This is a genomic window from Streptomyces sp. NA02950 (genome assembly GCF_013364155.1).
Classification (GTDB): domain Bacteria; phylum Actinomycetota; class Actinomycetes; order Streptomycetales; family Streptomycetaceae; genus Streptomyces.
This window is the reverse complement of record NZ_CP054916.1, coordinates 5651158-5676392: the sequence shown is the minus strand read 5'-3', so window position 1 is coordinate 5676392 and position 25235 is coordinate 5651158. Positions and strand designations below refer to the sequence as shown.

The 25235-nt window shown below is 69.3% G+C and carries 26 protein-coding genes and 1 pseudogene; 8 read left to right on the top strand and 19 right to left on the bottom strand.

Annotated features, from left to right (window positions below; all coding sequences use genetic code 11):
* Positions 1-32: 32 nt before the first annotated feature.
* Complete coding sequence (locus tag HUT19_RS24890; RefSeq protein ID WP_176182583.1) at positions 33-584, bottom strand: acyl-CoA thioesterase; 552 nt, start codon at positions 582-584, stop codon at positions 33-35.
* 108 nt (positions 585-692) lie between these two features.
* Between HUT19_RS24890 and HUT19_RS24885 the strand changes: the two genes are divergently transcribed.
* Positions 693-1979 (top strand): LCP family protein, encoded by a 1287-nt coding sequence (locus HUT19_RS24885; protein ID WP_176182582.1) that lies wholly within the window; start codon positions 693-695, stop codon positions 1977-1979.
* A 234-nt stretch (positions 1980-2213) separates the two neighbouring features.
* Here HUT19_RS24885 and HUT19_RS24880 read toward each other — a convergent pair whose 3' ends face one another.
* The 3 genes from HUT19_RS24880 to HUT19_RS24870 are packed head-to-tail and all read right to left on the bottom strand — an operon-like array spanning position 2214 to position 3818.
* Positions 2214-3062 carry a helix-turn-helix transcriptional regulator gene (locus HUT19_RS24880; protein ID WP_176182581.1) on the bottom strand — a complete coding sequence of 283 codons (849 nt, stop codon included), beginning with the start codon at positions 3060-3062 and terminating at the stop codon, positions 2214-2216.
* Between the two features lie 14 nt (positions 3063-3076).
* The gene (locus HUT19_RS24875; protein ID WP_176182580.1) at positions 3077-3592 is read right to left on the bottom strand and encodes a DUF6879 family protein; all 516 of its coding nucleotides are present in this window, start codon (positions 3590-3592) and stop codon (positions 3077-3079) included.
* On the bottom strand, positions 3564-3818 hold the full coding sequence (locus tag HUT19_RS24870; RefSeq protein WP_176182579.1) for a hypothetical protein: 255 nt from the start codon (positions 3816-3818) through the stop codon (positions 3564-3566). Before HUT19_RS24870 ends, HUT19_RS24875 begins: the two co-directional genes overlap by 29 nt.
* A 483-nt stretch (positions 3819-4301) precedes the next feature.
* On the opposite strand from HUT19_RS24870, the gene HUT19_RS24865 reads away from it, so the two are divergent.
* The 3 genes from HUT19_RS24865 to HUT19_RS43210 all read left to right on the top strand — a co-directional run bounded on the left by HUT19_RS24865 (position 4302) and on the right by HUT19_RS43210 (position 5401).
* The gene (locus tag HUT19_RS24865; RefSeq protein WP_254885767.1) at positions 4302-4526 is read left to right on the top strand and encodes a hypothetical protein; all 225 of its coding nucleotides are present in this window, start codon (positions 4302-4304) and stop codon (positions 4524-4526) included.
* Positions 4527-4624: 98 nt separating this feature from the next.
* On the top strand, positions 4625-4849 hold the full coding sequence (locus HUT19_RS24860) for a DUF397 domain-containing protein (protein ID WP_176182578.1): 225 nt from the start codon (positions 4625-4627) through the stop codon (positions 4847-4849).
* Positions 4850-4933: 84 nt separating this feature from the next.
* Positions 4934-5401, top strand: coding sequence for a hypothetical protein (locus tag HUT19_RS43210; RefSeq protein WP_254885765.1), 468 nt, complete (start codon positions 4934-4936; stop codon positions 5399-5401).
* 90 nt (positions 5402-5491) lie between these two features.
* Here the strand turns inward: HUT19_RS43210 and ltrA are convergent, their stop codons facing one another.
* Together ltrA and HUT19_RS24850 are read right to left on the bottom strand one after the other, a co-directional pair.
* The gene (gene ltrA / locus HUT19_RS24855) at positions 5492-6742 is read right to left on the bottom strand and encodes a group II intron reverse transcriptase/maturase (protein WP_217712253.1); all 1251 of its coding nucleotides are present in this window, start codon (positions 6740-6742) and stop codon (positions 5492-5494) included.
* Positions 6743-7532: 790 nt separating this feature from the next.
* A complete protein-coding gene (locus HUT19_RS24850) occupies positions 7533-8693 on the bottom strand; it encodes an acyl-CoA dehydrogenase family protein (protein ID WP_303332075.1) in 1161 nt (386 codons plus the stop codon).
* 167 nt (positions 8694-8860) lie between these two features.
* Between HUT19_RS24850 and HUT19_RS24845 the strand changes: the two genes are divergently transcribed.
* Entirely contained in the window at positions 8861-10201 is a 1341-nt protein-coding gene (locus tag HUT19_RS24845) for a UDP-glucose/GDP-mannose dehydrogenase family protein (protein ID WP_176182577.1), read from the top strand.
* Positions 10202-10255: 54 nt separating this feature from the next.
* Here HUT19_RS24845 and HUT19_RS24840 read toward each other — a convergent pair whose 3' ends face one another.
* From HUT19_RS24840 to HUT19_RS24830, 3 genes are all read right to left on the bottom strand, one after another.
* Complete coding sequence (locus HUT19_RS24840) at positions 10256-11455, bottom strand: dipeptidase (RefSeq protein ID WP_176182576.1); 1200 nt, start codon at positions 11453-11455, stop codon at positions 10256-10258.
* Between the two features lie 123 nt (positions 11456-11578).
* On the bottom strand, positions 11579-12103 hold the full coding sequence (purE, locus tag HUT19_RS24835) for a 5-(carboxyamino)imidazole ribonucleotide mutase (protein ID WP_176182575.1): 525 nt from the start codon (positions 12101-12103) through the stop codon (positions 11579-11581).
* Positions 12100-13239, bottom strand: a complete 1140-nt coding sequence (locus tag HUT19_RS24830; protein ID WP_368661709.1) for a 5-(carboxyamino)imidazole ribonucleotide synthase — start codon at positions 13237-13239, stop codon at positions 12100-12102. The genes purE and HUT19_RS24830 overlap by 4 nt, the downstream gene beginning before the upstream one ends.
* A 162-nt stretch (positions 13240-13401) precedes the next feature.
* Here HUT19_RS24830 and HUT19_RS24825 point away from each other — a divergent pair, with 162 nt between their 5' ends.
* Positions 13402-13929: a GtrA family protein gene (locus tag HUT19_RS24825; RefSeq protein WP_176182573.1), complete on the top strand. Its 528-nt coding sequence runs from the start codon at positions 13402-13404 to the stop codon at positions 13927-13929.
* Between the two features lie 69 nt (positions 13930-13998).
* Here the strand turns inward: HUT19_RS24825 and HUT19_RS24820 are convergent, their stop codons facing one another.
* Together HUT19_RS24820 and HUT19_RS24815 are read right to left on the bottom strand one after the other, a co-directional pair.
* Complete coding sequence (locus HUT19_RS24820) at positions 13999-15249, bottom strand: HAMP domain-containing histidine kinase (protein ID WP_176182572.1); 1251 nt, start codon at positions 15247-15249, stop codon at positions 13999-14001.
* 22 nt (positions 15250-15271) lie between these two features.
* On the bottom strand, positions 15272-15952 hold the full coding sequence (locus tag HUT19_RS24815) for a response regulator transcription factor (RefSeq protein WP_176182571.1): 681 nt from the start codon (positions 15950-15952) through the stop codon (positions 15272-15274).
* 336 nt (positions 15953-16288) lie between these two features.
* On the opposite strand from HUT19_RS24815, the pseudogene HUT19_RS24810 reads away from it, so the two are divergent.
* Positions 16289-16855 (top strand): annotated as a pseudogene (locus HUT19_RS24810) (oligopeptide:H+ symporter); the annotation flags it as partial.
* A 76-nt stretch (positions 16856-16931) separates the two neighbouring features.
* On the opposite strand, the gene HUT19_RS24805 reads toward HUT19_RS24810, so the two are convergent.
* From HUT19_RS24805 to HUT19_RS24780, 7 genes are all read right to left on the bottom strand, one after another.
* On the bottom strand, positions 16932-18311 hold the full coding sequence (locus HUT19_RS24805; protein ID WP_176187266.1) for a hypothetical protein: 1380 nt from the start codon (positions 18309-18311) through the stop codon (positions 16932-16934).
* A gap of 14 nt (positions 18312-18325) precedes the next feature.
* Positions 18326-19363 (bottom strand): hypothetical protein, encoded by a 1038-nt coding sequence (locus tag HUT19_RS24800; RefSeq protein ID WP_176182570.1) that lies wholly within the window; start codon positions 19361-19363, stop codon positions 18326-18328.
* Complete coding sequence (locus HUT19_RS44350) at positions 19360-19596, bottom strand: hypothetical protein (RefSeq protein ID WP_368661708.1); 237 nt, start codon at positions 19594-19596, stop codon at positions 19360-19362. Before HUT19_RS44350 ends, HUT19_RS24800 begins: the two co-directional genes overlap by 4 nt.
* Positions 19559-20311, bottom strand: a complete 753-nt coding sequence (locus HUT19_RS24795) for a hypothetical protein (protein ID WP_368661707.1) — start codon at positions 20309-20311, stop codon at positions 19559-19561. Before HUT19_RS24795 ends, HUT19_RS44350 begins: the two co-directional genes overlap by 38 nt.
* Positions 20312-20557: 246 nt before the next feature.
* Complete coding sequence (locus tag HUT19_RS24790; protein WP_176182569.1) at positions 20558-21334, bottom strand: LPXTG cell wall anchor domain-containing protein; 777 nt, start codon at positions 21332-21334, stop codon at positions 20558-20560.
* A 300-nt stretch (positions 21335-21634) separates the two neighbouring features.
* Complete coding sequence (locus tag HUT19_RS24785) at positions 21635-22144, bottom strand: ATP-binding protein (protein WP_176182568.1); 510 nt, start codon at positions 22142-22144, stop codon at positions 21635-21637.
* Between the two features lie 183 nt (positions 22145-22327).
* The gene (locus HUT19_RS24780; protein WP_176182567.1) at positions 22328-22696 is read right to left on the bottom strand and encodes an STAS domain-containing protein; all 369 of its coding nucleotides are present in this window, start codon (positions 22694-22696) and stop codon (positions 22328-22330) included.
* Between the two features lie 253 nt (positions 22697-22949).
* Between HUT19_RS24780 and HUT19_RS24775 the strand changes: the two genes are divergently transcribed.
* Positions 22950-23909, top strand: coding sequence for an RNA polymerase sigma factor SigF (locus HUT19_RS24775; RefSeq protein WP_176182566.1), 960 nt, complete (start codon positions 22950-22952; stop codon positions 23907-23909).
* Positions 23910-24008: 99 nt separating this feature from the next.
* On the opposite strand, the gene hutI is transcribed toward HUT19_RS24775, so the two are convergent.
* The gene (gene hutI / locus HUT19_RS24770; protein ID WP_176182565.1) at positions 24009-25205 is read right to left on the bottom strand and encodes an imidazolonepropionase; all 1197 of its coding nucleotides are present in this window, start codon (positions 25203-25205) and stop codon (positions 24009-24011) included.
* Positions 25206-25235 lie beyond the last annotated feature (30 nt).

Here is a 25235-nt window from a genome sequence, read left to right as displayed (position 1 = left end):
CTCCGTTACGCGTGTCGGGGCACAACGAGCGGCTACAGCTCCTCGCCGCCGTCGGCGGAGCGGCGGGCGCGCAGCTCCCGGATGGCCCGGCGGCGGGCGAGCCGGTGGGTGCGCCGGATCTCGGCCTCCTGGTAGCGCCGCCTGTCGCGTTCGGTCTCGGGTGTCACCGGGGGGACGGGCCGGGGCTTGCCGTCGGCGTCGACCGCGGCGAAGACCAGATAGGCGCTGCCGACCTGGGTGGCGGGGGTGGATTCGTTCCACCGCTCGGCCAGCACCCGCACCCCGACCTCCATGGAGGACCGTCCGGTCCAGTTGACCTGAGCCTTCACATGGACGAGGTCGCCGACCCGGACCGGCTCCAGAAAGGCCATCTCGTCCATCGACGCCGTGACCGCGGGGCCCTCGGAGTGGCGTCCGGCGACCGCTCCCGCCGCGTCGTCCACCAATTTCATGATCACGCCGCCATGTACGGTACCGAGGAGATTGGTGTCACCGTGGGTCATGATGTGTGACAGCGTGGTACGGGATGCGGAAGTCGGCTTGCCCGGAAGCTCCGGTTCCGCGTCCTGGGCCTGAATGGTCATGCCGTCCACCTTATGCGGACCGGGATTCTTATCAGCTCTGCAACAGCCGTGCCCCGATCCCGCACCCTCCCTGTATGGGGACCCGTCCGACCAGGCACACTGCCTTGCATGAGCGATTGGCCCCAGGGATGGACCGGCGACCGGTACGGACGTGGCAGCGGAGGCTCCGAGCCGGAGGGGGCCCGTGCGATGCCGCAGGTCAGGCGTGCGGCGCCGGGTGCGGGCGGCCCGCCGCCGCACAATGAGCCGCCGCTGCCGCCGAGCATGTCTCCGCGCGGCACGGTGCCGCAGCAGTCCCAGGGCCATGACGACTACGACGATGGTTACAACACCGGTCAGGTCTACGGCCGCGGCAGCGGCGGACCGGGGAACGGCGGCCCCGGTGGCGCCCCCCGTCCGGCCAGGCCCAAGAACTGGAAGCGCCGGATAACCATCGGCCTGGTGACCTTTCTCGTCCTGCTGCTGGCCGTCGGGATCGGCACCTACTTCTGGGCCGACTCCAAGCTGCGCCGCGAGGTCGACCTGAGCAAGGTCGAGGACCGGCCCGAAGGCGGCAAGGGCACCAACTACCTGATCGTCGGCTCCGACAGCCGTGAGGGGCTGTCCGCCGAGCAGAAGAAGAAGCTGCACACCGGCTCCGCCGAGGGCCGCCGCACCGACTCCATGATCCTTCTCCATGTCGGTGAGAACGGGAACACCATGATCAGCCTCCCGCGTGACTCCTATGTCACCATCCCGGCCTTCACCGGTTCGGAGAGCGGCAACCGGATCCCGCAGAGCCAGAACAAGCTGAACGCGTCGTACTCCTCCGAGGGCCCCTCGCTGCTGGTCCGCACGATCGAGTACAACACCGGCCTGAAGATCGACCACTACGCGGAGATCGGCTTCGACGGCTTCGCCAAGCTCGTGGACGGGGTCGGCGGTGTGGAGATCGACATCCCGCAGGACATGAAGGAGAAGAACTCCGGGACCGATCTGAAGAAGGGCAAGCAGACGCTGAACGGCAACCAGGCGCTCGCCTTCGTCCGGCAGCGCTACGGCCTGGCGGGCGGCGACCTGGACCGCACCAAGAACCAGCAGAAGTTCCTGTCGGCGCTCGCCAACAAGGCGGCCGCGCCGAGCACGCTGATGAACCCCTTCACGCTCTACCCGACGATGGGCGCCGGGCTGGACAACCTGGTCGTCGACAAGGACATGAGCCTGTGGGACGTGAAGGACATGTTCTTCGCGATGAAGTCCGTCTCCGGCGGTGACGGCAAGCAGATGAACATGCCCATCTCCAACCCGGGCCTCTCCACCCCCAAGGGCAGCGCGGTCCAGTGGGACATGCCCAAGGTCAAGGAGCTGGTGGGGCAGCTGAAGAACGACGAGAAGGTCACCGTCTCCGGCAACTGAGCCACATGACGAAGGCGGGGCATCGCATGCGATGCCCCGCCTTCGTCGTCCTCCCCGCCGGGCGCCCTACGGCAGGTTCCTGGCCATCACGATCCGCTGGACCTGGTTGGTGCCCTCATAGATCTGGGTGCTTTACAGGTCACATGGCGTTGACCTGCACGAACATACCCCTCAGGAGGTACTCCCCCAGCATTTCCCCATGATCACTACCGAGGGGTGCACCGACATCGCTTGTCACGTGAGGGAGGCCACCGCATCCGCTATCAGGGAACGTGCTGCTGCTCCCCTCGCGGCCCCTTGCGACAACCGCTCAAACGCTCGGGCGTACAGCTCGACCTGGCTTGGCTGCGTGAGGGTGGCAGCAGCATCCAGCGTGTCCGCGTGCACCCTGCTGTCGTCGAAGATCGTGAAGGTGGGCATCGGCCACATCGTCCGCTGCGGCGAGAACGGGACGATCCCCACGGCAACGTTCTGGAGATCCATGACCCCGAGCAGATGACCAAGCTGCGCTGCCATCGTCTCTGCGCTGCACAGCCGGTACCGCAACACCGACTCCTCCACTACAAACGAGAACCGGCGTGTGCCATTGCTCAGCACCCCGTTACGCCTCATGCGGGCCGCCACAGCGTCACTCACGTCATCCGGGGTTCCTCGGAAGTCTGCGATGGCTGACAGCAGCGCGGTGGCGTATCCGGGCGTCTGGAGGAATCCGGGAATCACGTCGGAGACGTAGATCCGGAATAGCTTGGTTTGTTGGTACAGATCGCCGGTCGACTCTTGCAGGCGACGTAGGCCGCTCCGCTGGAGCCCTTTCCACTGCACATGAGCATCGGCGGACTGTCTGTTAGCCGCGATCAAGTCGGGGACCTGGTCATCAGCGGCGCAGGCCCGGCACCACGCTCCGATGTCTCTATCGGATGGAGGGGTCTTCGCGTTCTCGATCCGGGATGACTTCGACTCTGACCAACCGCACCTGACGGCCAGCTCCCGCCCGCTGATTCCCGCGTCCTTCCGGATCTCGCGCAGACGGCCGGCCAGCTCTTCGCGGGCCTTCTGAACGCGTGAGGAGGGGTGTGGGGGCACGGAGCTGGCTTTCGTCAGATCTTGTACAGGTGGTGCGGGATCGCTCGCTCCCAGACCGCTTCGAAGGCGGCGGAGCACAGCTTCACGGCTTCGGGGTCCGTCGTAATCTCGTCCTCCACCACCACGCCGTCACCTGAGAAGTGGTGCACCCGGAGCAGCGCACCATCGAACAGCCAGAAGTCATTCCCCGGCAGGGCGATACTCGTGGCCCGTCGCCGTGGCAACCACCGCACTTCCTCACCCGCCGTGATGTTGGCGCGGGTGACGTAGTGCTCCCACCGGATGTAGTCCGATACCGGCTCGGAAACCACCCGGGCCCGACGGATCACCACACCCCGGGCCACAGTGTCCGTGATCAACTGGTCATAGGGGTGCCACCAGGATTCGCGGTCCTCCCACTTGATCCGCTCGCCCCGCTTCCATGCCTCGAACCGATCCGTTGGCGCGTAGGAGTCACGCAGCTCCAGGTGGACGGCGGACCGCTCGCACTGGCCAAGCAGCTCAGCGAAGCTGGGCACGCTCGACGGCATCACACGCCTCCCTGATCATCGGGATCATCCGGGCCGGAATCCTCACGATGGCTTCGCTCTCGGGCACCGGACCGTTCGCGGGGCTGCTTGCCTCGCACTCCGCCTGAGTCTCGGTGCTCGGTTTCCACCCCTGCAACAAGATCTCCTGAGCTTCGGCATCGGCCCACACGGTGGGGCAGTGGTCCCGGTCCGTGTCGGGGTCAATTCCCATGAACTCTACGGCCATGGCTGGCTCCCTGGTCTAGGTGCTTGCTCGGGCTTGCATCAGCTTCGTTGAACTGCGGAGACAGCGTCAATACCGCTACCAGTCATGCCAATTGGCGTGCAAGCTCGTGCAAGTTTGTGGAGCCTGACAGTCGCCACTTCCTACGGTCGGCACATCGACGCGGAATCGATCGGGAGGGCGCGGTGTGATGGGCGACAGCAGAGCGTTGGGCACCGAACCGGCTGATCATCTCGGCAGCAGTGAGGCCCGACAGTTCCTCTCCCGTCTCTCCGGAGCATTCGGCGTAGGGGGCGTGCTCATGGTGCAGAAGAGCGACCCTGGCCCCGGAGGCGCCGACATGGCGCCCAGTTCGGCCTTGCGCTGGCCCCGGTGCGAGTGTGGGAGCCCGAAGTGTCCTGACTACAAGGCCCCACCGAATGGGCCGATAGAGGGACTGAGCAGCAGAGTTGCCGAGGCCAACGCGCGGAGCCGTAGGGGCGGCCTGTGAGCATCAGAACGGCGATGCGGTACGTGATGCACAGGATCACCGAGCACCCGGATACGGACGTGACCTTTGAGGCTGAGTGCCTGCACTGCAAGTGGAAGGCGACACCTTCCACCGAGTCGGCGTCCATCGATGTGGAGTGCATGAGCCACACGGGCCGCTCCGGTCACGCCGGTTTCCGACGCATCAAGACCTCGTTCGCCATGGTCGTTCGCGCCGAGTAGAGCCCCGCCGCAGGTTGTGTGGGGGAACTGGACTCCCGCCCGGTACGGGCGGCGGCGGTCAGTCATGGCCGCGATTAGTTGAGCAGGAAGGTGCAGTGATGCAGAACGGAACCGACCTGTACGCGCTCGACATCAGCGGGGCCTCGTTCGTCCAGGCGTGCGGCGGCCCCTGTACCGAGGGATGCGTGACCCTGGCCCAGATCGGTGATGGCCTCTGGGCGCTCGGTGACAGCAAGCGGCCGGACGCGCAGCCGCTGCGGTTCACCACGGAGGAGCTGGACGCGGCCGGTATCGACCCGGCGCGCTTCGGCCTGAACGTCTGATCCTCCCCCTCCCGCCAGTTGGGCCGGGTCCATCCCCCGTCCCTGGGTCCGGCCCGGCTGGCACTCCTCTGAACGGAACGACTGGTGCACCAGCACAGCTATCTATGGACTGGCCCGAAAGAGCGTTTCGACAATGAGGCCCTACGGCGGCCCCCTCATCCAGATCCGCCCCCGGCAGAGAGCAGGTCGGAACTGATCCTTCGTTACCGCGAGGTGGCCGCAGAGTTCCCTACGTCGGATCTCCCTCCGCTGGAAACGGCGTACTGGCTCGTCAAGCCCCGTTCACTGGTTCGGGGCACGTGGGATGAGGCGAAGGAAGCGGCGGCCTGGCTCGGTGAGCGTCTGTCCGAGTACACCCCCCGTTTCGCATCGGAGAGGGACCGAGACACCACACGCCTGGCCCGACTGGTGAACGCCGCTGCCGAACAACTGCACTCGGGTGCTGATGTGTCGTACGGCTTCTACCTCGAACGTCCCTCGTATCTGTCCCTGGCAGTGGTGACGTGCTCCCCGAATCGTTCGCACCCTGAACTGGCCTGCCCAGTCGCGTAGTCCAAGCAACGAGAGAGAATCGAGTAGGAGGGACGGGTCGCCCGTCCCTCCTCTCACACCACCGGACATGCGGGCCACGCATCCGGCGGTTCATCCAGCTGATCTCAACCGTTGCCAGGTCGGCTTGAGCGTGCGCAGACCAAGATCGTCCCAGTAGGCATTGGGCAGTGCCCGCGCAAGGACGGGAGACCCCGCGACCCGCCAGTAGCCCTTGCTGGTGCCTCCCCATTCACGGGAGAGCCGCTCGCTGATGCCGAGCTTTCGCAGCATGGCCTGGCGCGTCCTGGGACGCTTCCATTCCTTCCAGCGGATCTGCCGCATCCTGCGGCGGAACCACTCGTCCAGGTCCCGGAACGCCCTGGAGGCATCCGAGATCCGGAAGTAGCCCATCCACCCGGTCATGAACCGGTCGATCTTCGCGATCCGTTCGTCCATCGCGATGCTCCACCGGCGTGAGGTCAGCTCCCGGATCTTCGCCTTCCAGCGCGCCAGCGCCTTCGGGTCAATCCGGATCCTGACCCCGTTCCGGGTGAAGTAGAAGCCGAACCCCAGCAGCATGGCGGCGGACGCTCGGACAACTCTTGACTTCTCCCGGTTGACCTTCAGTTTCAACCGCTGCTCGACCACGGCCGTGACCGAGGCAAGCACCCTGTGGGCGGCCCGTTCGCTCCGCACGAAGACGCGCACATCGTCGGCGTAACGCACGAACCGGTGACCGCGCCTGAACAGCTCCCGGTCCAGGTCGTCGAGCATGACGTTCGACAAGACGGGCGAAAGCGGCGACCCCTGCGGGGTTCCCTCCGCACTCGGCATCTTCACGCCGTCCACCATGATCCCGGCTTCCAGGTACCTGCGGATCAACTTCAAGACCCTGCGGTCACTGACTTTCCGCGCGACCCGCGCCATCAGGACATCGTGCTGAACCCGGTCGAAGAACCGGTCCAGATCAAGGTCCACGACCCACCGGTGGCCGTCCTCGATCGCCCGCCTCGCGACCCTGACCGCCTGATGAGCGGACCGGCCGGGACGGAACCCGAAGGACGACCCCGAAAACTGCGGGTCGAAAACGGGCACGAGCACTTGCGCGATAGCCTGCTGGATCAAGCGGTCCAGCACCCGCGGCACCCCCAGCATCCGCTCACCGCCGCCAGGCTTCGGGATGATCACCTGACGGACCGGCGCCGGCCGGTAAGTGCCCGCATCGAGCTCAGCCCGGACAACGGGCCAGTGCACCAGCAACCACGGACGAAGCTCCGCCGTGGTCATCCCGTCCACCCCGGGAGCCCCCCGGTTCGCTTCGACGCGGTTGAGCGCCGCGAGCAGGTTCTCCTTCGAGAGCATCAACTCCCACAAGGCGGGTTCCTGTTCGCGGTGAACGTCTTCCGTGAGACGCGCCGACCGGACACTACGCTCCGCCAGGACATCGCCGGAATGCACCGGTCCCTCCCCGGACGGCACCACTGACGCGGACTTGCTGCGGTCATCGTGCCCGGCACGAGCAGACATCACATCACCCGTTCCACTCGATGTTCGGCCCTTCCCAGCCCGCCGCACTCACGGCCACCCCGGCTGGTACTACGACCTCTGCTGACTTCTGCCCGGTCAGCCCGCACCTTCCAGTGCGGACCGTCGGCGCGGCGGCACCTCAGCACAACCGACACCCGGACAGACCTCCCCGGATAAGAACGATCACTGTCCCTGGACCGCTGCCGCGTTTACGCACTGGCCTTCTTGGCAGTGACGGGCTTCACCCTCGTCGGCGGGCTCACCCGACCAGCACGCCTCATACACGGTTCGTGTTCCTCAGTGCCCAGGTCTCGCCTCGGGCTTCCTCCCGACCCCACCTCACGATGACGCCGTTGCCTCCGGCTCGGGGTTAGCACCACCTCTTCCCCCAGGGGACTTCCACCCCCAAGCAATCGCCCATGCCGGGCATACCGACAAAGGCGCCCCCGGCGTCGCGCCGGGGGCTGTGTTGTTTGTGCAGGTCAGTGGCTGTTTTCAGTCCGGTGTCGGCCCAGCATTCCCCCAGCATGACGCCCAGGAACGGCCCTGATCGGGCCGCAACGAGCAGAAAGCCGAAGGTGTCCCTGCGGACCCTCGAAACAGCTCCTGACCTGCAAAAACCCTGCTAGGGAAGGTTCCTTGCCATCACGATCCGCTGAACTTGGTTCGTGCCCTCATAAATCTGGGTGATCTTGGCGTCGCGCATCATCCGCTCGACCGGGTAGTCACGGGTGTAGCCGTAGCCGCCGAGCAGCTGGACGGCGTCGGTCGTGACCTCCATCGCGACGTCCGAGGCGTAGCACTTGGCGGCGGCGCCGAAGAAGGTGAGATCGCCATCGACGCGCTCGGACTTGGCGGCGGCCGCGTAGGTGAGCTGGCGCGCGGCCTCCAGCTTCATCGCCATGTCGGCCAGCATGAACTGGATCCCCTGGAAGTCGGCGATGGCCTTGCCGAACTGCTTGCGCTCCTGGACGTACCCCTTGGCGTAGTCCAGCGCGCCCTGGGCGATACCGATCGCCTGGGCGGCGATGGTCACGCGGGTGTGGTCCAGGGTCTTCATCGCGGTGGCGAAGCCGGTGCCCTCGGCGCCGATCATGCGGTCGGCGGGGATCCGGACGTTGTCGAGGTAGACCTCGCGGGTCGGGGAGCCCTTGATACCGAGCTTCTTCTCCGGGGCGCCGAAGGAGACACCCTCGTCGGACTTCTCCACGACGAAGGCGGAGATGCCCTTGGAGCGCTTCTCGGGGTCGGTGACGGCCATCACCGTGTAGTACTCGGAGACCCCGGCGTTGGTGATCCAGCGCTTCACACCGTTGAGCACGTAGAAGTCGCCGTCGCGGACGGCCTTGGTCTTCATGCTCGCCGCATCCGAGCCCGCGTCCGGCTCGGAGAGGCAGTACGAGAACATCCCGTCGCCCTTGGCGAGCGGGCCCAGGTACTTCTTCTTCAGCTCCTCGGAGCCGGAGAGGACGACCGGCAGCGAGCCCAGCTTGTTGACCGCGGGGATCAGCGAGGAGGAGGCGCAGACCCGGGCGACCTCCTCGATGACGATCACGGTGGCCAGGGCGTCCGCGCCCGCGCCGCCGTAGGACTCGGGGACATGCACCGCGTGCAGGTCATTGGCGACGAGGGCCTCCAGCGCCTCCTGCGGGAAGCGGCCCTCCTCGTCGATCTCCGTGGCAAAGGGCGCTATTTTCGCCTCGGCGAGGGAGCGGACCGAATCGCGGAGCATGTCGTGCTCCTCGGACGGCCGGTACAGGTCGAAGTCGTTCACCGAGGACGCCAAGGTCTTCCACTCCCCTGAGTGCGCTAACTACCGTTAAGTAACTGAATTCTAGGGGCGCCACCGCGAGAGGTATACGTGAGGTAGCCGACAGACGTGACTCGGACCTGGTCCGCTGCCCGACTATGCTCAGTCACCGCATCTGCGACCGACCGCTCTGGAGCTTCCCAATGCCCCCCAAGATCACAGTGATCGGCACCGGCTATCTCGGCGCCACGCACGCCGCGGCCATGGCCGAGCTGGGGTTCGAGGTGCTGGGTCTTGACATCGTCCCCGAGAAGATCGCGATGCTCTCGGCGGGCACGGTGCCGATGTACGAACCGGGCCTGGAGGAGCTGCTGCGGCGCCATGTCGCGGGCATCGGGGGCGCGACCGGGCGGCTGCGCTTCACCAGCTCCTACGAGGAGGCGGGTGAGTTCGGTGATGTCCACTTCATCTGTGTGAACACCCCGCAGAAGCACGGTGAGTACGCCTGTGACATGAGTTACGTCGACTCCGCGGTGGAGTCGCTCGCCCCGCATCTGCACCGTCCGGCGCTGGTCGTCGGCAAGTCCACGGTGCCGGTGGGCAGCGCGGACCGGCTGGCGGCCCGGCTGGCGGAGCTGGCCCCGGTCGGCGGCGACGCCGAGCTGGCCTGGAACCCGGAGTTCCTGCGCGAGGGCTTCGCCGTCCAGGACACCCTGCACCCGGACCGGATCGTGGTCGGCGTCACCAGCGAACGGGCCGAGAAGCAGCTGCGCGAGGTGTACGCCACACCCATCGCCGAGGGCTCGCCGTTCGTGGTCACCGACTACCCGACCGCCGAGCTGGTGAAGACCTCGGCGAACTCCTTCCTCGCCACCAAGATCTCCTTCATCAACGCCATGGCCGAGGTCTGCGAGGCCGCGGGCGGCGATGTGGTGAAGCTGGCCGAGGCCATCGGCCATGACGAGCGCATCGGAAAGAAGTTCCTGCGTGCCGGGATCGGCTTCGGCGGCGGCTGTCTGCCCAAGGACATCCGGGCGTTCATGGCCCGCGCCGGTGAGCTGGGCGCGGACCAGGCGCTCACCTTCCTGCGCGAGGTGGACTCGATCAACATGCGGCGCCGCGGCCATATGGTCGAGCTGGCCCGCGAGGCCATCGGCGGCAGCTTCCTGGGCAAGCGGGTGGCGGTGCTGGGCGCGACCTTCAAGCCGGACTCGGACGACGTACGGGACTCCCCCGCACTCAACGTCGCCGGGCAGATACAGCTCCAGGGCGCCCAGGTCACCGTCTTCGACCCCAAGGGCATGGACAACGCCCGCGCCCTCTTCCCGACCCTGGCCTACGCGCCCAGCGCGCTGGAGGCGGCGCGCGGCGCCCATGCGGTGCTGCACCTCACCGAGTGGCGCGAGTTCCGTGAGCTGGACCCGGCCGGGCTCGGCGAGGTGGTCGCCGAGCGCCGCGTCCTGGACGGGCGCAACGCCCTGGACCCGGACCGCTGGCGCGAGGCGGGCTGGCACTACCGGGCACTCGGCCGCCCCCTGGCCTGACCTGCTGAACGCGCGGACGGCGCCGCCGGGTTCGATCCCGGCGGCGCCGTCCGGCTATCGGGCCGCGACGCCGTCCAGCTGCTCGATCGTGGCCACCGACGGGCCCCGGGACTCCCGCAGCCCGCGCGCCACGTCCTCCGCCGAGCGCAGCGTACGGACCGCGTTCTGCCAGGTCAGCTTGGCGAGGTCGGCCGGTGACCAGCGGCGGTCCAGCAGTTCGGCGATGAGGTTCGGATAGCCCGCGACATCCGCGAGGTCGTCGGGGGTGAAGGCGGTGCCGTCGAAGTCGCCGCCGATGCCGATGTGGTCGATGCCCGCCAGCTCGCGCATATGGTCCAGATGGTCGGCGACGGTGGCCGCGGTGGCCCTCGGGCGCGGATTGGCCTCCTCGAAGGCGCGGTGGACCGCTATTCCGGCCTCCGACATCTCCAGCGGATGCAGTCCGTGGGCGCGCATGTTCTCGTCCGCCGCCTGGGTCCAGGCGACCGCCTCCGGCAGCACGAACTTGGGCACGAAGGTGACCATCGCCACCCCGCCGTTGCCGGGCAGCAGCTCCAGCACGTCGTCGGGGATGTTGCGCGGATGGTCGCAGACTGCGCGGGCGGAGGAGTGCGAGAAGACCACGGGGGCCTCGGTGACCCGGAGCGCGTCGCGCATGGTGTCGGCCGAGACATGGGAGAGGTCGACGAGCATGCCGAGCCGGTTCATCTCCCGGACGACCTCCTCGCCGAAGCGGGTGAGGCCGTTGGCGCGCGGCTCGTCGGTGGCCGAGTCCGCCCAGGGGACGTTGTCGTTGTGGGTGAGCGTCAGGTAGCGCACCCCGAGGTCGTACAGGGCGCGCAGGGTGGCCAGGGAGCAGTTGATGCTGTGGCCGCCCTCGGCTCCCATGAGGGAGGCGATCCGGCCCTCGGCCCGTGCGGCTTCCACGTCGTCGGCGGTGAGCGCCGGGCGCAGCTGGTCAGGGTGGGCCGCGGTGAAGCGGCGGACCACATCGATCTGTTCGAGGGTGGCGCTGACGGCGGTGTCCCCGCTGAAGTCGGAGCGGACGTAGACCGACCAGAACTGGGCGCCGACGCCTCCCGCGCGCAGCCGCGGGAGGTCGGTGTGGGTGTGGGCGCTCAGATCGGCGGCGATGTCGCGCCGGTCGAGGTCGTAGCGGACCTGCTCACGCAGGGCCCACGGAAGGTCGTTGTGGCCGTCGACCACGGGGTGGGTGGTCAGCAGTTCACGGGCTTGCGCGAGACGATCGGTCATCGTCACATCTTGCAATGTTGAATGACCGAAGTCACGCCCCATCAGATTGATTGCCGTATGGCTCCTGATCGGCCGCTGAGCGGTGTTTGATCAGCGGCCGATCAGCGGCTCATCGGCGGATGCTCACTTGCCGAAGCCGAAGGCGCCCGCCCCGTTCACCTTGGCCCGCAGCCGCTTGCCCTTCTCCGTGGCCTGCTTGTTCAGCTCCTCCTGGAACTCCCGCATCCGGGCCTGGAGCTCGGCGTCGTGGGCGGCCAGGATCCGGACGGCCAGCAGCCCGGCGTTACGGGCGCCGCCGACCGAGACCGTGGCCACCGGCACCCCGGCCGGCATCTGCACGATCGAGAGCAGCGAGTCCATCCCGTCCAGGTACTTCAGCGGCACCGGGACACCGATCACCGGAAGCGGGGTGACCGAGGCGAGCATGCCCGGCAGATGGGCGGCGCCGCCCGCGCCCGCGATGATCGCCTTGAGGCCGCGGGGTGCCGCGTTCTCCCCGTAGGAGACCATCTCGTGCGGCATCCGGTGGGCGGAGACCACATCCACCTCGTAGGGGATCTCGAACTCGTCGAGGGCCTTGGCCGCCTCTTCCATGACGGGCCAGTCGGAGTCCGACCCCATGACGATGCCGATCGCAGGAGCGCTCATTCGGTGATGGTCCCTCTGAGGTAGTCGGCGGCGTGGCGGCCGCGTTCACGCACATCGGCCAGATCGTCGCCATAGGTGTTGACGTGACCGACCTTGCGTCCGGGCTTCACGTCCTTGCCGTACATATGGATCTTCAGCCCTGGATCGCGCGCCATGCAATGGAGGTACGCCCCGTACATGTCGGGGAAGTCACCGCCGAGGACATTGGTCATCACGGTCCATGTCGCGCGCGGGCGCGGATCGCCCAGCGGCAGATCGAGCACGGCGCGCACATGGTTGGCGAACTGCGAGGTGACGGCGCCGTCCTGGGTCCAGTGGCCGGAGTTGTGCGGGCGCATCGCCAGCTCGTTGACCAGCAGCCGCCCGTCCCGGGTCTCGAAGAGCTCCACCGCCAGATGCCCGACGACACCCAGCTCGGACGCGATCCGCAGGGCCAGCTCCTGGGCCTGGGCGGACAGCTCCCCGGACAGCCCGGGGGCGGGGGCGATCACCGTGTCGCACACCCCGTCGACCTGGATGGACTCCACCACGGGGTAGGCCACGGCCTGGCCGTGCGGGGAGCGCACCACATTGGCCGCCAGCTCACGGCTGAAGTCGACCATCTCCTCGGCGAGGACGGGCACCCCGGCGCGGAACGGATCGGCCGCCTGCTCCGCGTCGCGGACCACCCACACGCCCTTGCCGTCGTAGCCGCCGCGCACCGTCTTGAGGACGACGGGGAAGCCGTCGCCCTCCTCGGCGAACCGCGCCACGTCCGTGGGATCCGTCACGATGCGATGGCGGGGGCAGGGCACCCCGGCCGCGCGCAGCCGCTCCCGCATCACGCCCTTGTCCTGGGCGTGCAGCAGGGCCTCGACCCCGGGGCGGATGATCACGCCGTCCGCCTCGAGGGCCCGCAGATGCTCCGCGGGGACATGCTCGTGATCGAAGGTGACCACATCACAGCCTTGTGCGAACGCACGAAGGGTCGCGAGGTCGCGGTAGTCACCGATGACCACATCGCTGACCACCTGGGCCGCCGAGTCCTGGGGGGTGTCACTGAGCAGCTTGAACCTGATACCGAGGGGGATGCCCGCCTCATGGGTCATACGGGCGAGCTGGCCGCCGCCGACCATGCCGACTACCGGGAATGTCACCCTCACAGGGTAACTTCCTCCGTCGGCCACCTCCGACCCTCATTGGAGGATCATCCAGAATTCCGGGTTTGCGCCAAGACTGCGCCTTGCGGGCGGGCGGGCGGGCCGCTGGTTAGCATGGGCCCGATGATGAATGCCGACGGACGGGGCTGAACGATCACCATGAGTGAACGGCGCACACTCGGCGGGCTGCGTGCCCAGGTGGGGCAACTCGCCCGCGAGATCGCGAAGTTCGGGGTGGTCGGCGGTGCCGGCGTCTTCGTCAATCTCGCGGTCTTCAACGTGGTCCGGGAGTTCACCGAGCTGCCGGTGGTGCGGGCGTCCATCGTGGCCACGGTGGTCGCGACCTGCTTCAACTACCTGGGCTACCGGTACTTCACCTACCGGGACCGGGACAAGCAGGGACGTACCAAGGAGCTCAGCCTCTTTCTGCTGTTCAGCGCGATCGGCCTGATCATCGAGAACGGTGTGCTCTACACGGCCACGTACGGCTTCGGCTGGGACAGCCAGCTCCAGAGCAATGCGTTCAAGTTCCTCGGCATCGGAGTGGCCACCCTCTTCCGCTTCTGGTCCTACCGGACCTGGGTGTTCCGGACACTGCCCGCCCGGGAGGCCGTGGTGCGGGCGGAATCCTTTCTCTCCGACGCACCGCCCGCCCAGCCCACCCGTAAGCAGCCGATCCGGAAGTAGCGCGCCCGGGAGCAGCCGGTCCGGGGGCAGCCGGTCCGCACGCGGCCCGGAGCGGCGCTGACCGGCCGGTCAGGAGCCGCCCTGCCCCTCGGCCTCGCGGCTGAGGAAGAGCGCGAAGACCGGCGGATGCTGTTGCAGCAGCTCCAGCCGTCCGCCGTCGGCCTCCGCCAGATCGCGGGCGACCGCGAGCCCGAGCCCGGTGGAGTTGCGTCCGCTGACGGTCCGCTCGAAGACCCGCGCGCCGAGGTCGGGCGAGACGCCCGGACCCTCGTCGGAGACCTCGACCACCGCCTGGTTGCCGGTGACCCGGGTGCGCAGCGCGACCGTGCCGTCCCCGTGCATCAGTGAGTTCTCGATCAGGGTGGCCAGCACCTGGGCGACCGCGCCCGGGGTGCCGACCGCCCGCAGCCCCTTCTTGCCCGAACGCACGATGGCGCGCCCCTCACTGCGGGAGGCCGGGCGCCACTCCTCGATCTGCTGCTTGACCACCTCGTCGAGGTCGAAGGCGACCGCGGAGCCGCTGCGCGGATCACGGGAGTTGGTCAGCAGCCGCTGCACCACATCGGTGAGCCGCTCGACCTGGCCCAGCGCGATGGTGGCCTCCTCCTTGACCGTCTCCGGGTCGTCGGTGAGCGTGATCTCCTCCAGCCGCATGGACAGCGCGGTCAGCGGGGTCCGCAGCTGGTGCGAGGCGTCGGCGGCCAGCCGCCGCTCGGCGGTGAGCATCCGGGCGATGCGCTCGGCGCTGGAGTCCAGCACATCGGCGACCCGGTCCAGCTCCGGCACCCCGTAGCGGCGGTGGCGCGGCCGCGGGTCGCCCGAGCCCAGCCGCTCGGCGGTCTCGGCGAGATCGGTGAGCGGGGCGGAGAGCCGTCGCGCCTGCCGTACGGCGAGGAGGACGGCGGCGAGCACCGCGAGCAGCGCCACCGCCAGGATGATCAGCATGGTGCGGCCGATCTCCCGGCTCACCGTGGAGCGGGACGCCTCGACCCGCACCACTTCGCCCTGCTCACCCTTCTCCTCGGAGGAGATCACACTGCCGCCGGGCCGCTTGCCGATCTCCACCGTGGGGTGGTCGGGGATCCTGATGACGGCGTAGCGGCCGGGCTCGATCTGTTCGCGCAGCACCCTGGCGGTGACACCCTCACCGCCCAGCAGCCTGCTGTCGACGATGCTCACCAGCCGCACCGCGTCGGATCTCACGCTCTCCTGGGCGCTGTTCTCGATGGTCCGCGTCTCCACGACGACCAGCGACAGCCCGAAGACCGCGATGACCACGAGCACCACGGCGAGTGTGGAGTTGATCAGGCGACGGCGCACGGTCCTACCGTCTCAGCCACCGTCAGCTCTTCTCGAAACGGAATCCGACACCCCGGACGGTGGCGATATAGCGGGGGTTGCCGGCGTCGTCCCCGAGCTTCTTGCGCAGCCAGGAGATGTGCATGTCGAGGGTCTTGGTCGAGGACCACCATGTGGTGTCCCACACCTCGCGCATCAGCTGGTCGCGGGTGACGACCCGGCCCGCGTCCCGGACCAGGACGCGCAGCAGGTCGAACTCCTTGGCCGTGAGCTGGAGCTCCTCGTCGCCCATCCAGGCGCGGTGCGACTCCACGTCGATCCGCACCCCGTGGGTGGAGGGCTGCTGGGCCTGGGTCTCGACCGCGCCGCGCCGCAGCAGCGCCCGCACCCGGGCGAGCAGCTCGGCGAGACGGAAGGGCTTGGTCACATAGTCGTCGGCGCCCGCGTCCAGCCCGACCACCGTGTCCACCTCGTCCGCGCGGGCGGTGAGCACCAGTACCGGGAAGCCATGGCCCTCGGTGCGCAGACGGCGGCAGACCTCGAGACCGTCCATCCCCGGCAGGCCGAGATCGAGGACGATCAGGTCGACGCCCCCTTGCAGCCCGGCGTCGAGCGCGGTGGGTCCGTCCTCCCGCACCTCGACCTCGTACCCCTCACGGCGCAGGGCGCGAGCGAGCGGCTCCGAGATGGATGCGTCATCCTCGGCGAGCAGTACTCGGGTCATGGGGTGATGGTAGTCCGCCGAGGTCGGAGCACGGGGCGCGCACGGGACCACGGCCGGGGCTCATATGGTTGTGCGCTTGTGCGCTCCCTCCGTGAGCTATATCTCATCGCCTCCGGAGGGCGGGACAGGCGTGTGTAAAGTGAACATTTGTCTGTAGCTCCTCTCGGGACCTTTGGCCACTACACGCCGCCGAAGGTCTCTGTCGTGTCCGGAGCCGGACAAGGCGACCGAACCAACCACACGAGCGCCACCTGACCACACAAGGAAACCCCCCATGGCGTCCAGCCTCACGAAGGGCGCCACCGCGCAGGCAACCCCTGCGAGCGGTGACGATAGGGCGGCTCCACGATGTCCGCCTTCGCCGAGACCAAGACCGCCGACAACATCTTCGGCGCGCACTTCCCGTCCTCGTGGTTCCAGTCGGTGAACCCGCTGTGGGTGATGGCGCTCGCCCCGGTCTTCGCGTGGCTGTGGCTGTGGCTGGCCCGGCGCGAACGGGAGCCCAACACCACGGTGAAGTTCTCGATGGCCCTGGTCCTGATAGGCGCGTCCTTCTTCGTCTTCGTGGTGCCGATGGCGATGGCGTCGGACGGCAGCACGGTCAGCCCGATGTGGCTGGTGTCGATCTACATGATCCAGACGATGGGTGAGCTGTGTCTGTCCCCGGTCGGTCTGTCGGTGACCACCAAGATGGCTCCGGCGAAGTACGCGAGTCAGATGATGGGCGTGTGGTTCCTCGCCGTGACCGCCGGTGACTGCACCACGGGCCTGCTGTCCATCGCGGGGGTCGACCTGAGCGGTACGGGTGTCATCGCGCTGGAGGCGAGCCTCGCGGCGCTGGCCGGATTCGCGGTCTCCATGTACCGCAGGAAGATCGTGGCTCTCATGGCCGACGTGCGCTGAGGCCGTACACGGCCCCTCATCCGTTCCCGTGGTCGGTTCCCGTGGTCCGTTCCCGGGATCCGGTCAGCCGATCCGGTCAGCGGGTGCCGCGCAGCTTGCGCCACGGGGTGAGGGTGAAGACCGCACCGCCGAGCAGGACCGAGGTACCGGCGATCAGGGCGAGCGCCTTCAGCCCGCCGTGGTCGCTCGCGCCGGTCTCGGCCAGTCCGCCGCCGGTGCCGCCGGACGAACTGCCGCCGGTGCCGCCGGAGGTGCCGCCCGAAGTGCCGCCGGAACCGCCGGAGGTGCCACCGGACGTGCCGCCGGGCTGGGCGGTGGTGTCCAGCTCCAGCGAGGCGCCGGGGTCCTTGGCCGGGGTGCAGGTGGTGGTCGTACCGAGCGCCTTGACCGTCAGCACACCGGGAGTGAGCGTCGCCTTGCCGCTCGCGCCCGGTGTGTAGGTGCCGGTGAGGTCCGGGATCTCGATCGGTTCACCGGACTTGATGGGCCCCTTGTTGGTCGGGCCGGCCACGGCGACCGTGCCCTTGTCGGCGCCGCCGACCTTCACGGCCATGGAGGGCTTGACGGAGTCGGCGGGGATGTCGGCCGGGCTGTCCATCACGGACTTCCCGAACTTCACGGTGAGATCGAAATCGCCGCCCTTCCTGGTCGCGTTGATCTGGACCGGGGAGGTGGCTTCCTTGTCGCCGATGGGGGTCTTGCAGCGGTAGTCGACGTTCACCTGCTGACCGGTCCGGGTGTCACCGCCCCCGCCACCGCCGCCGGTCGTCGAACCACCGGTCGTGGAGCCGCCGGTGGTGGTCCCGCCCGTCGTCGTACCGCCGGTGGTCGTACCCCCCGTGGTCGTACCGCCGGTGGTCGTACCCCCCGTGGTCGTACCGCCGGTGGTCGTACCGCCGGTGGTCGTACCGCCCGTCGTGGTGCCGCCGCCGTCGGTCACCTTGATGGTGGCGGCGGCCTTGACCGTCTCCTTCGCCGAGCACTTGGTGTCCGTGGAGATCGGCTTGCTGACGTTGATGTTGTACGCGCCGGGCGTCAGCGTCACCTCCCCCGCCTTGGTCAGTTTCAGCTTGGCCTTCATGTCGGACAGCTTCATCGGGCTGTCCTTCGGGATCGGCGGGTTCTCCCGCGCCCCCTCCATCACCAGGTCTCCGGTCTGCGCCCCACCCACCGTGATGGTGCCGGTGGGCTTCACGGTGTCCTTCTCCAGATCGAGGATGGGCGGGTTCTTGGAGGCGGCCCGCACCGTCTTCCACACCACCTCGACCTCGTCGCCCACCTTGGCCGTGGCCGGGGCCTGTACGTCCACCGTCGTGGTGCCCTGCACCGGCGGCATTCCGGAGATCGGCGGCGGCAGACACTCGGTCTTGTACGAGACCTCGGCGCCCTGTGCGGTGCCCGCGCCGATCAGCACGCCCGCACCGCCGAGCACCAGCGCGACGGCTGCCGCACCCACTCTTCGTTGCGTACTCACGTCGATCCTTTCGGGGTCGGTCGGTTGTTCTCGGACGGTGCGGAAGGGTGTTGCGTCTGTGGCCCCGGCAGTGTGTCCGGGGTGAACCAGGGCAGGGGCGTAGCGTCGCGGGCGCGGCGGCGGGTAGGGGCGGTACGGGCGGGGGCGGCCGAGACCGCCGGGCGCGGCCGCACCTTGTCCACCACGGCCATGCCGATCCGGAAGACCGCCGCGGGGATCACCACGCACAGCAGGATCCAGAAGAACGTGACCCCCCAGGGCCGGCCGACCGTCCACGGCTGCTCGACCAGCAGCGTGCGGCCGTACTTCAGCGAGACGACATAGTCGCCATGGGCCCCGGCCGACAGCTCGACCGCCAGCTTCACCTGGGCCTTCTTCCCCGGTTCGAGGGTCCCTCGCCACTGCCGCTCCTCCCACGAGGGCGCGAAGACACCGTGCGAGGCGCCCACCCGGAAGACCGGGTCACGGGCCGGGGTCGAGCCGAGATTGGCGACCGTGACCACGAGCGTCCGGCGCGGGGGCGCGCCGAACCAGGTGAGCGGCCCGCTCGAACCGTCGAGCCGTGCCGAGAGCACGCTGAGCCGCTCACCGCCGGTGCGCTCCGTGGGCAGGGGCTTCACCGGATGTCCGGCGACGCGGAACGCCACGTCGGCCGCGGCGGCGTCACCGGTGACGGTCGCGACATGGACGACGCAGGGACAGGGCTTGGGCGGATCGACGACCGGCAGTTTCCGGCGGAACGTTCCGTCAGCTCCGGTGGTGACCGCCCTGCCGTCGGAATTGGCACAGGAGTCGGTGCCGCCGATCATGTTCTGTCCGCAGATGAGCAGGGTGAGCAGCGCCCGCGGCCGCCAGCCGCGGCCGGTCACGGTGGTCGAACCGCCGGTGCCCGCCTCCCGCGGGGAGACCGCGACGGTCGGGCCGTCGGCCGCGGCGGCGCGGCCGGTGAACGGTACGGCGAGGGTGCCCAGGAGCAGGGCGAGGACGAAGAGCGCGGCGGGTGCGGCGGACGGGTGCGCGCTGTGTCGTTTCATTCGTCCGCTCCCGCCTCCGCGACGGCTGTTCGCGGCTCCGGCCCGTCCGCTTCCGGCCCCGCGACGGCCGCTTGCGGTGCGCGGCGCCGCCGCCGCAGCAGCCACGCGCCCGCGCCGGTGCCCGCGCCCAGCACCGCGACCGCCGCCGGGACGAGCGGCCACAGGGGGACGGCGGTGTAGGTGGTGGACGCCGCGTCATGCGCTCCCCCGCCCGCGGTCACCGTGAGCTTCACCGCCACCGTGTCGAGGGCGGGCGGATCGGGCCAGGTCTCGGTGAGCCGCACCCGGCGACCGGGGGCCAGTTCGACCGGCAGGGTGCGGGCGGCGCGGCGCAGCACCGCGCCGTAAGAGCCCGTCGGCGTGTACCGCCAGCCGTGGAGTGAGCACGGTGGTGCCGCGGTTGACGAGGGCGTAGCGGATGGCCGCCCCGTCGCCGTGCCGTTCGACGTGGACGTCCTCGACCGAGAGCGCGGCCAGCACGGGCCCGTTGACCCGCAGATGCGTCCGGACCGCGATCTCGCGCCCGCCGCCGGAGACCCTGACCGCGCCGGAGCGGTCGCCGGGTGGCGCGTCGGCGGGGACGGTGACGGTGAGCGGGACATCGGCGCGGGTGCGGGGCGGCACGGTCACGCTGCGCTCGACGAGCGCGAGCCAGGTGCCGCCGGTGCCGCGCAGCCGGACGGTGCGGGGCCGGGTGCCCTCGTTGGTGACCGCGAGGGTGTCGTGGAGGACGGCACCGGGGGCGCCCTCCAGATAGAAGTACGCCCGGTCGCCCGCGCCCGGCGCGTTTCCGCCACCGGGCGCGGGCTCCGCCGACCAGCTGTGTCCCCCGGGCCCGGCGGGGGCCGCGGTGGCCGCCGCCGTGGGGAAGAGCACGAGGGTCAGCACAGGGGCGGTCAGCAGCGCGACGGCGCGGGCGCGGACGGCGGTGTGGGTACGAGACGGCATCGGCGGCTCCTTGGGGGCTCGTCCTCGTGCGGCCCGGCCGGGGCGGAGGCGGCGCTGGTTGCCGCGTCAGCCAAGGTGTGCCCGGTGGCGAGGCGCCTTGGTGCGTGCGATCGCAAGGCGGCGGGGAAGCACTCGTAGTGGGCGTGCCCGGGCTTTCGGCCAACGCGGCGAGAGGGGGCACCTCCCAGCGGTAGCCGGGGGAGCGTGCCAGGGCGGCGAGCGGGGCGAACCTCGGCTGACGCGGCACTAGGCGGGCTGACCGCGGCGCCGGGTCAGCCAGAGGGCTCCGGCCACTCCGGAGAGGAGCACGGTGCCGCCGAGGGTGCCGAGCGCGAGGGCGGAGTCGGCCGGTCCGGTCTGCGGAAGCTGGGAGCCGCCGCCCTGGGAACCGCCCGTGCCGCTCGTACCGCCCGTGCCCCCGCCGCCTCCCGTACCACCGCCGGAACTGCCGCTTCCGCCGGAGGATCCGCTTCCGCCGCCGGACCCGGAGCCGCCCGCCCCCTTGACGTCCAGCGTCAGCGAGGGCTTCGGGTGGTTACCGGGGGTGCAGGTGGTGGTCGTCCCCAGGGCCTTGATGGTGAGGGTGGAGGCGGTGAAGGTGACCTTGCCGCTCTTCTTCGGCGTGTAGGTGCCCGTCAGATCACGGATCCTGATCGGGGCGTTGGCGGGGATCGCCTTGCCGTTGGCGGGCCCGGAGACCGACACCGTCCCGGTCTCCGCACCGCCCAGCTTGATGAGCGCGCTGGGGTGCATGGCGCCCTTGCCGAGTTCGACCGGACTGGAGGAGACGCCCTTCTCGAAGGACATGGTGAGCCGGTAGCCGCCGCCGCTCTTCACGCTCTTGATGTCGATGGGCGAGACGGCGCTCTTGTCGCCGATCGGCGTCTTGCACCGGTAGTCGACATCGACGGTGATGGCGTGGGCGGACGGGGCGGCGAGGAAGACCGCGGAACCGGCCACGGCCGCGGCGAGCGTGAGGGCGCCGCCACGGCCGGCCGTACGGCGTTGTGCGTGGGACACCACGAGATCCCCTCTCGTCGAGCGCCGCAGCCGGAGAACTGACGGCACATCAGATCGGGCGCCGACAGTACGCCCGGGACCGTGGAGAGGGAAGACAGAAAACACGCCCGATCGGCGTGAAGAAGGTGGAGCTTCCGGGTGAAGCGGATGGTGCGGACGCGGGCGGCGGCGGGCTCGGCGGACCGCGGAGGCGGCTTGCGGAAGCAGGTGACCGCGGGGGCGGCGGGCGGGGGGTGCCGCGGCGGGTCAGCCGGACCCGAGGGCGCGGAGCGCACGGGGGGTGCCGGGCCGGGGCCGTGCTCTTCAGGCCGGAGCGGCGAGATCCGCCCAGACCGTCTTGCCGCTTCCTTCCACGTTCCGCACGACGCCCCAGTCGAGGCACAGCCGCTGCACGATGAACATGCCGTGGCCGCCGGGGCGTCCGGCGCGGTGCGGAGTGCGCGGCGCGGGCGTACCGGTGCCGAGGTCGACCACCTCGAGGCGGAGCACCTTGGCGTTGCGGCTGACGCGCAGTTCCTCGGGACCGTCGGCGTGCAGGCAGGCGTTGGTGACCAGTTCGGAGACGACGAGCAGCACGTCTTCCGCGGCAGCCCGCTGGTCGGCGGTCGCGGCCGGCAGCCAGCCCCAGTCGCGCAGCGCCTCGCGCGTGAAGTCACGGGCCCGGGGGACGGCTCCGCTGGCTCCGATCAGATGGAGCCTGCGGACCTGGCGGCTCCGCCCGGCGGATGGAGCGCCCGGTGGGGTGGCCGGAGCGGCGGGGCCGTCCGAGTCCGGGCTGCGGTCGCCCGGCGGGTACGGCCGGGTGGTGCTCATCAGCGCTTCACCTCACCGATTCGCCGATTCAGGGAGAAGGGTTACCTGATCTCTTCAACAGTTTCAGCCTGTCTCCTGCCCGGCCAAAGCGTGAGAACACCCACTTCTTCGACACCACTGGTGTGACGCGGGCAACGCATGGACGGCCCACTCGGGCCACAGCGGAAACAGGGGTGACGCAGATCACTCGACGAGCGCTGCATCGAGCGAGTCATGCAGCGTGAAGACGGCTTCCGCTCCGGTGATCTCGAACACGCGGGCAACGATGGGCTGCATCCCGGCCAGGTGGACTCCACCACCCTCGGCCTCGGCCTTGAGGCGGGCACCCAGGAGGACATTCAGCCCCGTCGAGTCACAGAACTCCAGCTTGGAGCAGTCCACGACCAGCCGTACGCGCCCCCCTTCCACACACCTCTCCAGCGGCTCGCGCAGCACTTCGGCGGTGTGGTGATCCAACTCACCCGCCGGTGTGACGACCGCACTCGCCCCGTGGTGCCGAACCTCGACCTGGAGCCGGCCCTTGCTGGCGCTGCCGACCATCCCGCGGTCCATGTGCGCACCTCTTCTGGCGTCTCGTTGCTTTCGATTGCGCGCGTCGAAGCCTACGCCTTTTACCCGGTCCTCCGGTAGCCGAACATTTCGCATACTTCGGCAAATATGGACAACGTGGACTTGCCACGCGGTGGCCAATACGGGTAGGCGTAGTAGTGACCCGCTCGAACACGACCCGGCTTTGGAGGCGCCGCTTCCCGGAGCAGCACGTTATGGCACCGGCAGCCATATGCCGAGAACGACGGAGGAGACTATGTCACCCCAGCTCGACGAATCGCGTACCGACGCTTCTTCGCGTACCGACCCTTCTTGGAGTACCGGCGCCTCGTCGACCACCGTGCCCCAGCAGTTCACCCCTGACACGGACGTCCAGGCTCTTGTCGAGACGTCCTTCGAGGAACTGCCGGAATTGTCCGATCTGCCGGAGATACCCCCGTATGAAACGGTTGGCCCGGTAGACGCAAGGGCTCTCTCGAAGACCCTCTTCGAACGCCTCGAGGTGCTGGACGAAGGCACCCATGAGTACGCGTACGTCCGCAACACGCTCGTCGAGCTGAACCTGGCACTGGTCAAGTTCGCCGCCTCGCGCTTCCGCTCCCGCAGTGAGCCGATGGAGGACATCGTCCAGGTCGGCACCATCGGACTGATCAAGGCGATCGACCGCTTCGAACTCGGCCGCGGCGTCGAGTTCCCCACGTTCGCGATGCCGACCATCGTCGGCGAGATCAAGCGCTTCTTCCGGGACACCAGTTGGTCGGTGCGCGTCCCCAGGCGGCTCCAGGAGCTGCGGCTGGACCTGGCCAAGGCCGGTGACGAACTGGCGCAGCGGCTCGACCGCGCCCCCACCGTCGAGGAGTTGGCCGACCGGCTGGACATATCCACCGCCGAGGTCGTCGAGGGCATGGCCGCGAGCAACGCGTACACCGCCAGCTCGCTGGACGCCCAGCCCGAGGAGGACGACACCGAGGGCACCCTGGCGGACCGGATCGGCTACGAGGACCACGGCCTCGAGGGCATCGAGTACGTGGAGTCCCTGAAGCCGCTGATCGCCGAACTGCCCCCGCGCGATCGGAAGATCCTTTCGCTGCGCTTCGTGGCGAACATGACGCAATCGGAGATCGGTGAGGAGCTGGGCATCTCTCAGATGCATGTCTCCCGGCTGCTGTCGCGCACCCTCCGTCGGCTCCGCAAGGGACTGATGGTCGAGGAGTGAACGCCGCCGCAGACGGATAAGGGCCCGCCCCCGCTCAGCCGGGACGGGTCCTTATTCGCGTCCGCCCCCCGGCCGGGGGCGTCAGCGGCTCGGCGGACGTCAGACGAGGGTGCCGCCCCGCCAGACGGCCGACACCAGCGGAACCCCGGGCCGATAGGCGAGGTGGACATGGGACGGGGCGTCCAGCAGCGCCAGATCGGCGCGGGCGCCCGGCGCGATACGGCCCACATCGGTACGGCGCAGGGCCCGCGCCCCGCCCGCCGTGGCCGCCCAGACCGCCTCGTCCGGGGTCATCCCCATGTCGCGTACGGCCAGCGCGATGCAGAACGGCATCGAACTGGTGAAGGACGAGCCCGGGTTGCAGTCCGGGGAGAGCGCCACGGTGACGCCCGCGTCCAGCAGCCGGCGCGCGTCGGGGTACGGCGAGCGGGTGGAGAACTCGCAGCCCGGCAGCAGGGTGGCCACGGTGTCGCCGTGCGCCAGCGCGTCGATGTCCCCGTCCGTCAGATGGGTGCAGTGGTCGGCGGAGGCGGCGCCCAGCTCGACGGCAAGCTGCACGCCGGGGCCGTGGGAGAGCTGGTTGGCGTGGACCCGCGGGATGAGCCCCGCCCGCTGGCCGGCGGTGAGCACGGCCCGCGCCTGGTCGCCGTCGAAGGCGCCCTTCTCGCAGAAGACGTCCACCCAGCGGGCGTACGGGGCGCACATGTCGAGCATCGGGCCGGTGACCAGGTCCACGTACGCGGCCGGGTCGTCGGCGAACTCGGGGGCGACGACATGCGCGCCCAGGAAGGTCACCTCGTCGGTGTGGGCGGCCGCGATGGACAGGGCGCGCGCCTCGTCCTCGGAGGTCAGCCCGTAGCCGGACTTGATCTCCAGGGTGGTGGTGCCCTGGTGCAGAGCCTCCATCACATAGCGGGCGACATTGGCGTTGAGCACGTTGTTGGAGGCGGCGCGGGTGGCGGCCACGGTGGTGCGGATCCCGCCCGCACTGTAGGGCCGCCCGGACATCCGGGCGTTGAACTCCTCGGTGCGGTCGCCCGCGAAGACCACATGGGAGTGGGAGTCCACGAAGCCGGGGAGAGCGGCCCGCCCGGCCGCGTCGACCCGGTTGTCGGTGGCGGGTGCTTTGCTGGACTCACCGACCCAGGCGATCCGGTCGCCGTCGATGACGACGGCCGCGTCCTGGATCAGACCGAGGGGGCCTTCACCGAGGGAGGGGTCGTTGGTGACAAGTCCGGCGATATGGGTGATGGCGGTCGTCGTGGGCGTGGCGGCCGCGTCCGTCGCGGTGGTCATCGTGGGGGTGTTCTCCTTCGTGGGCCACCG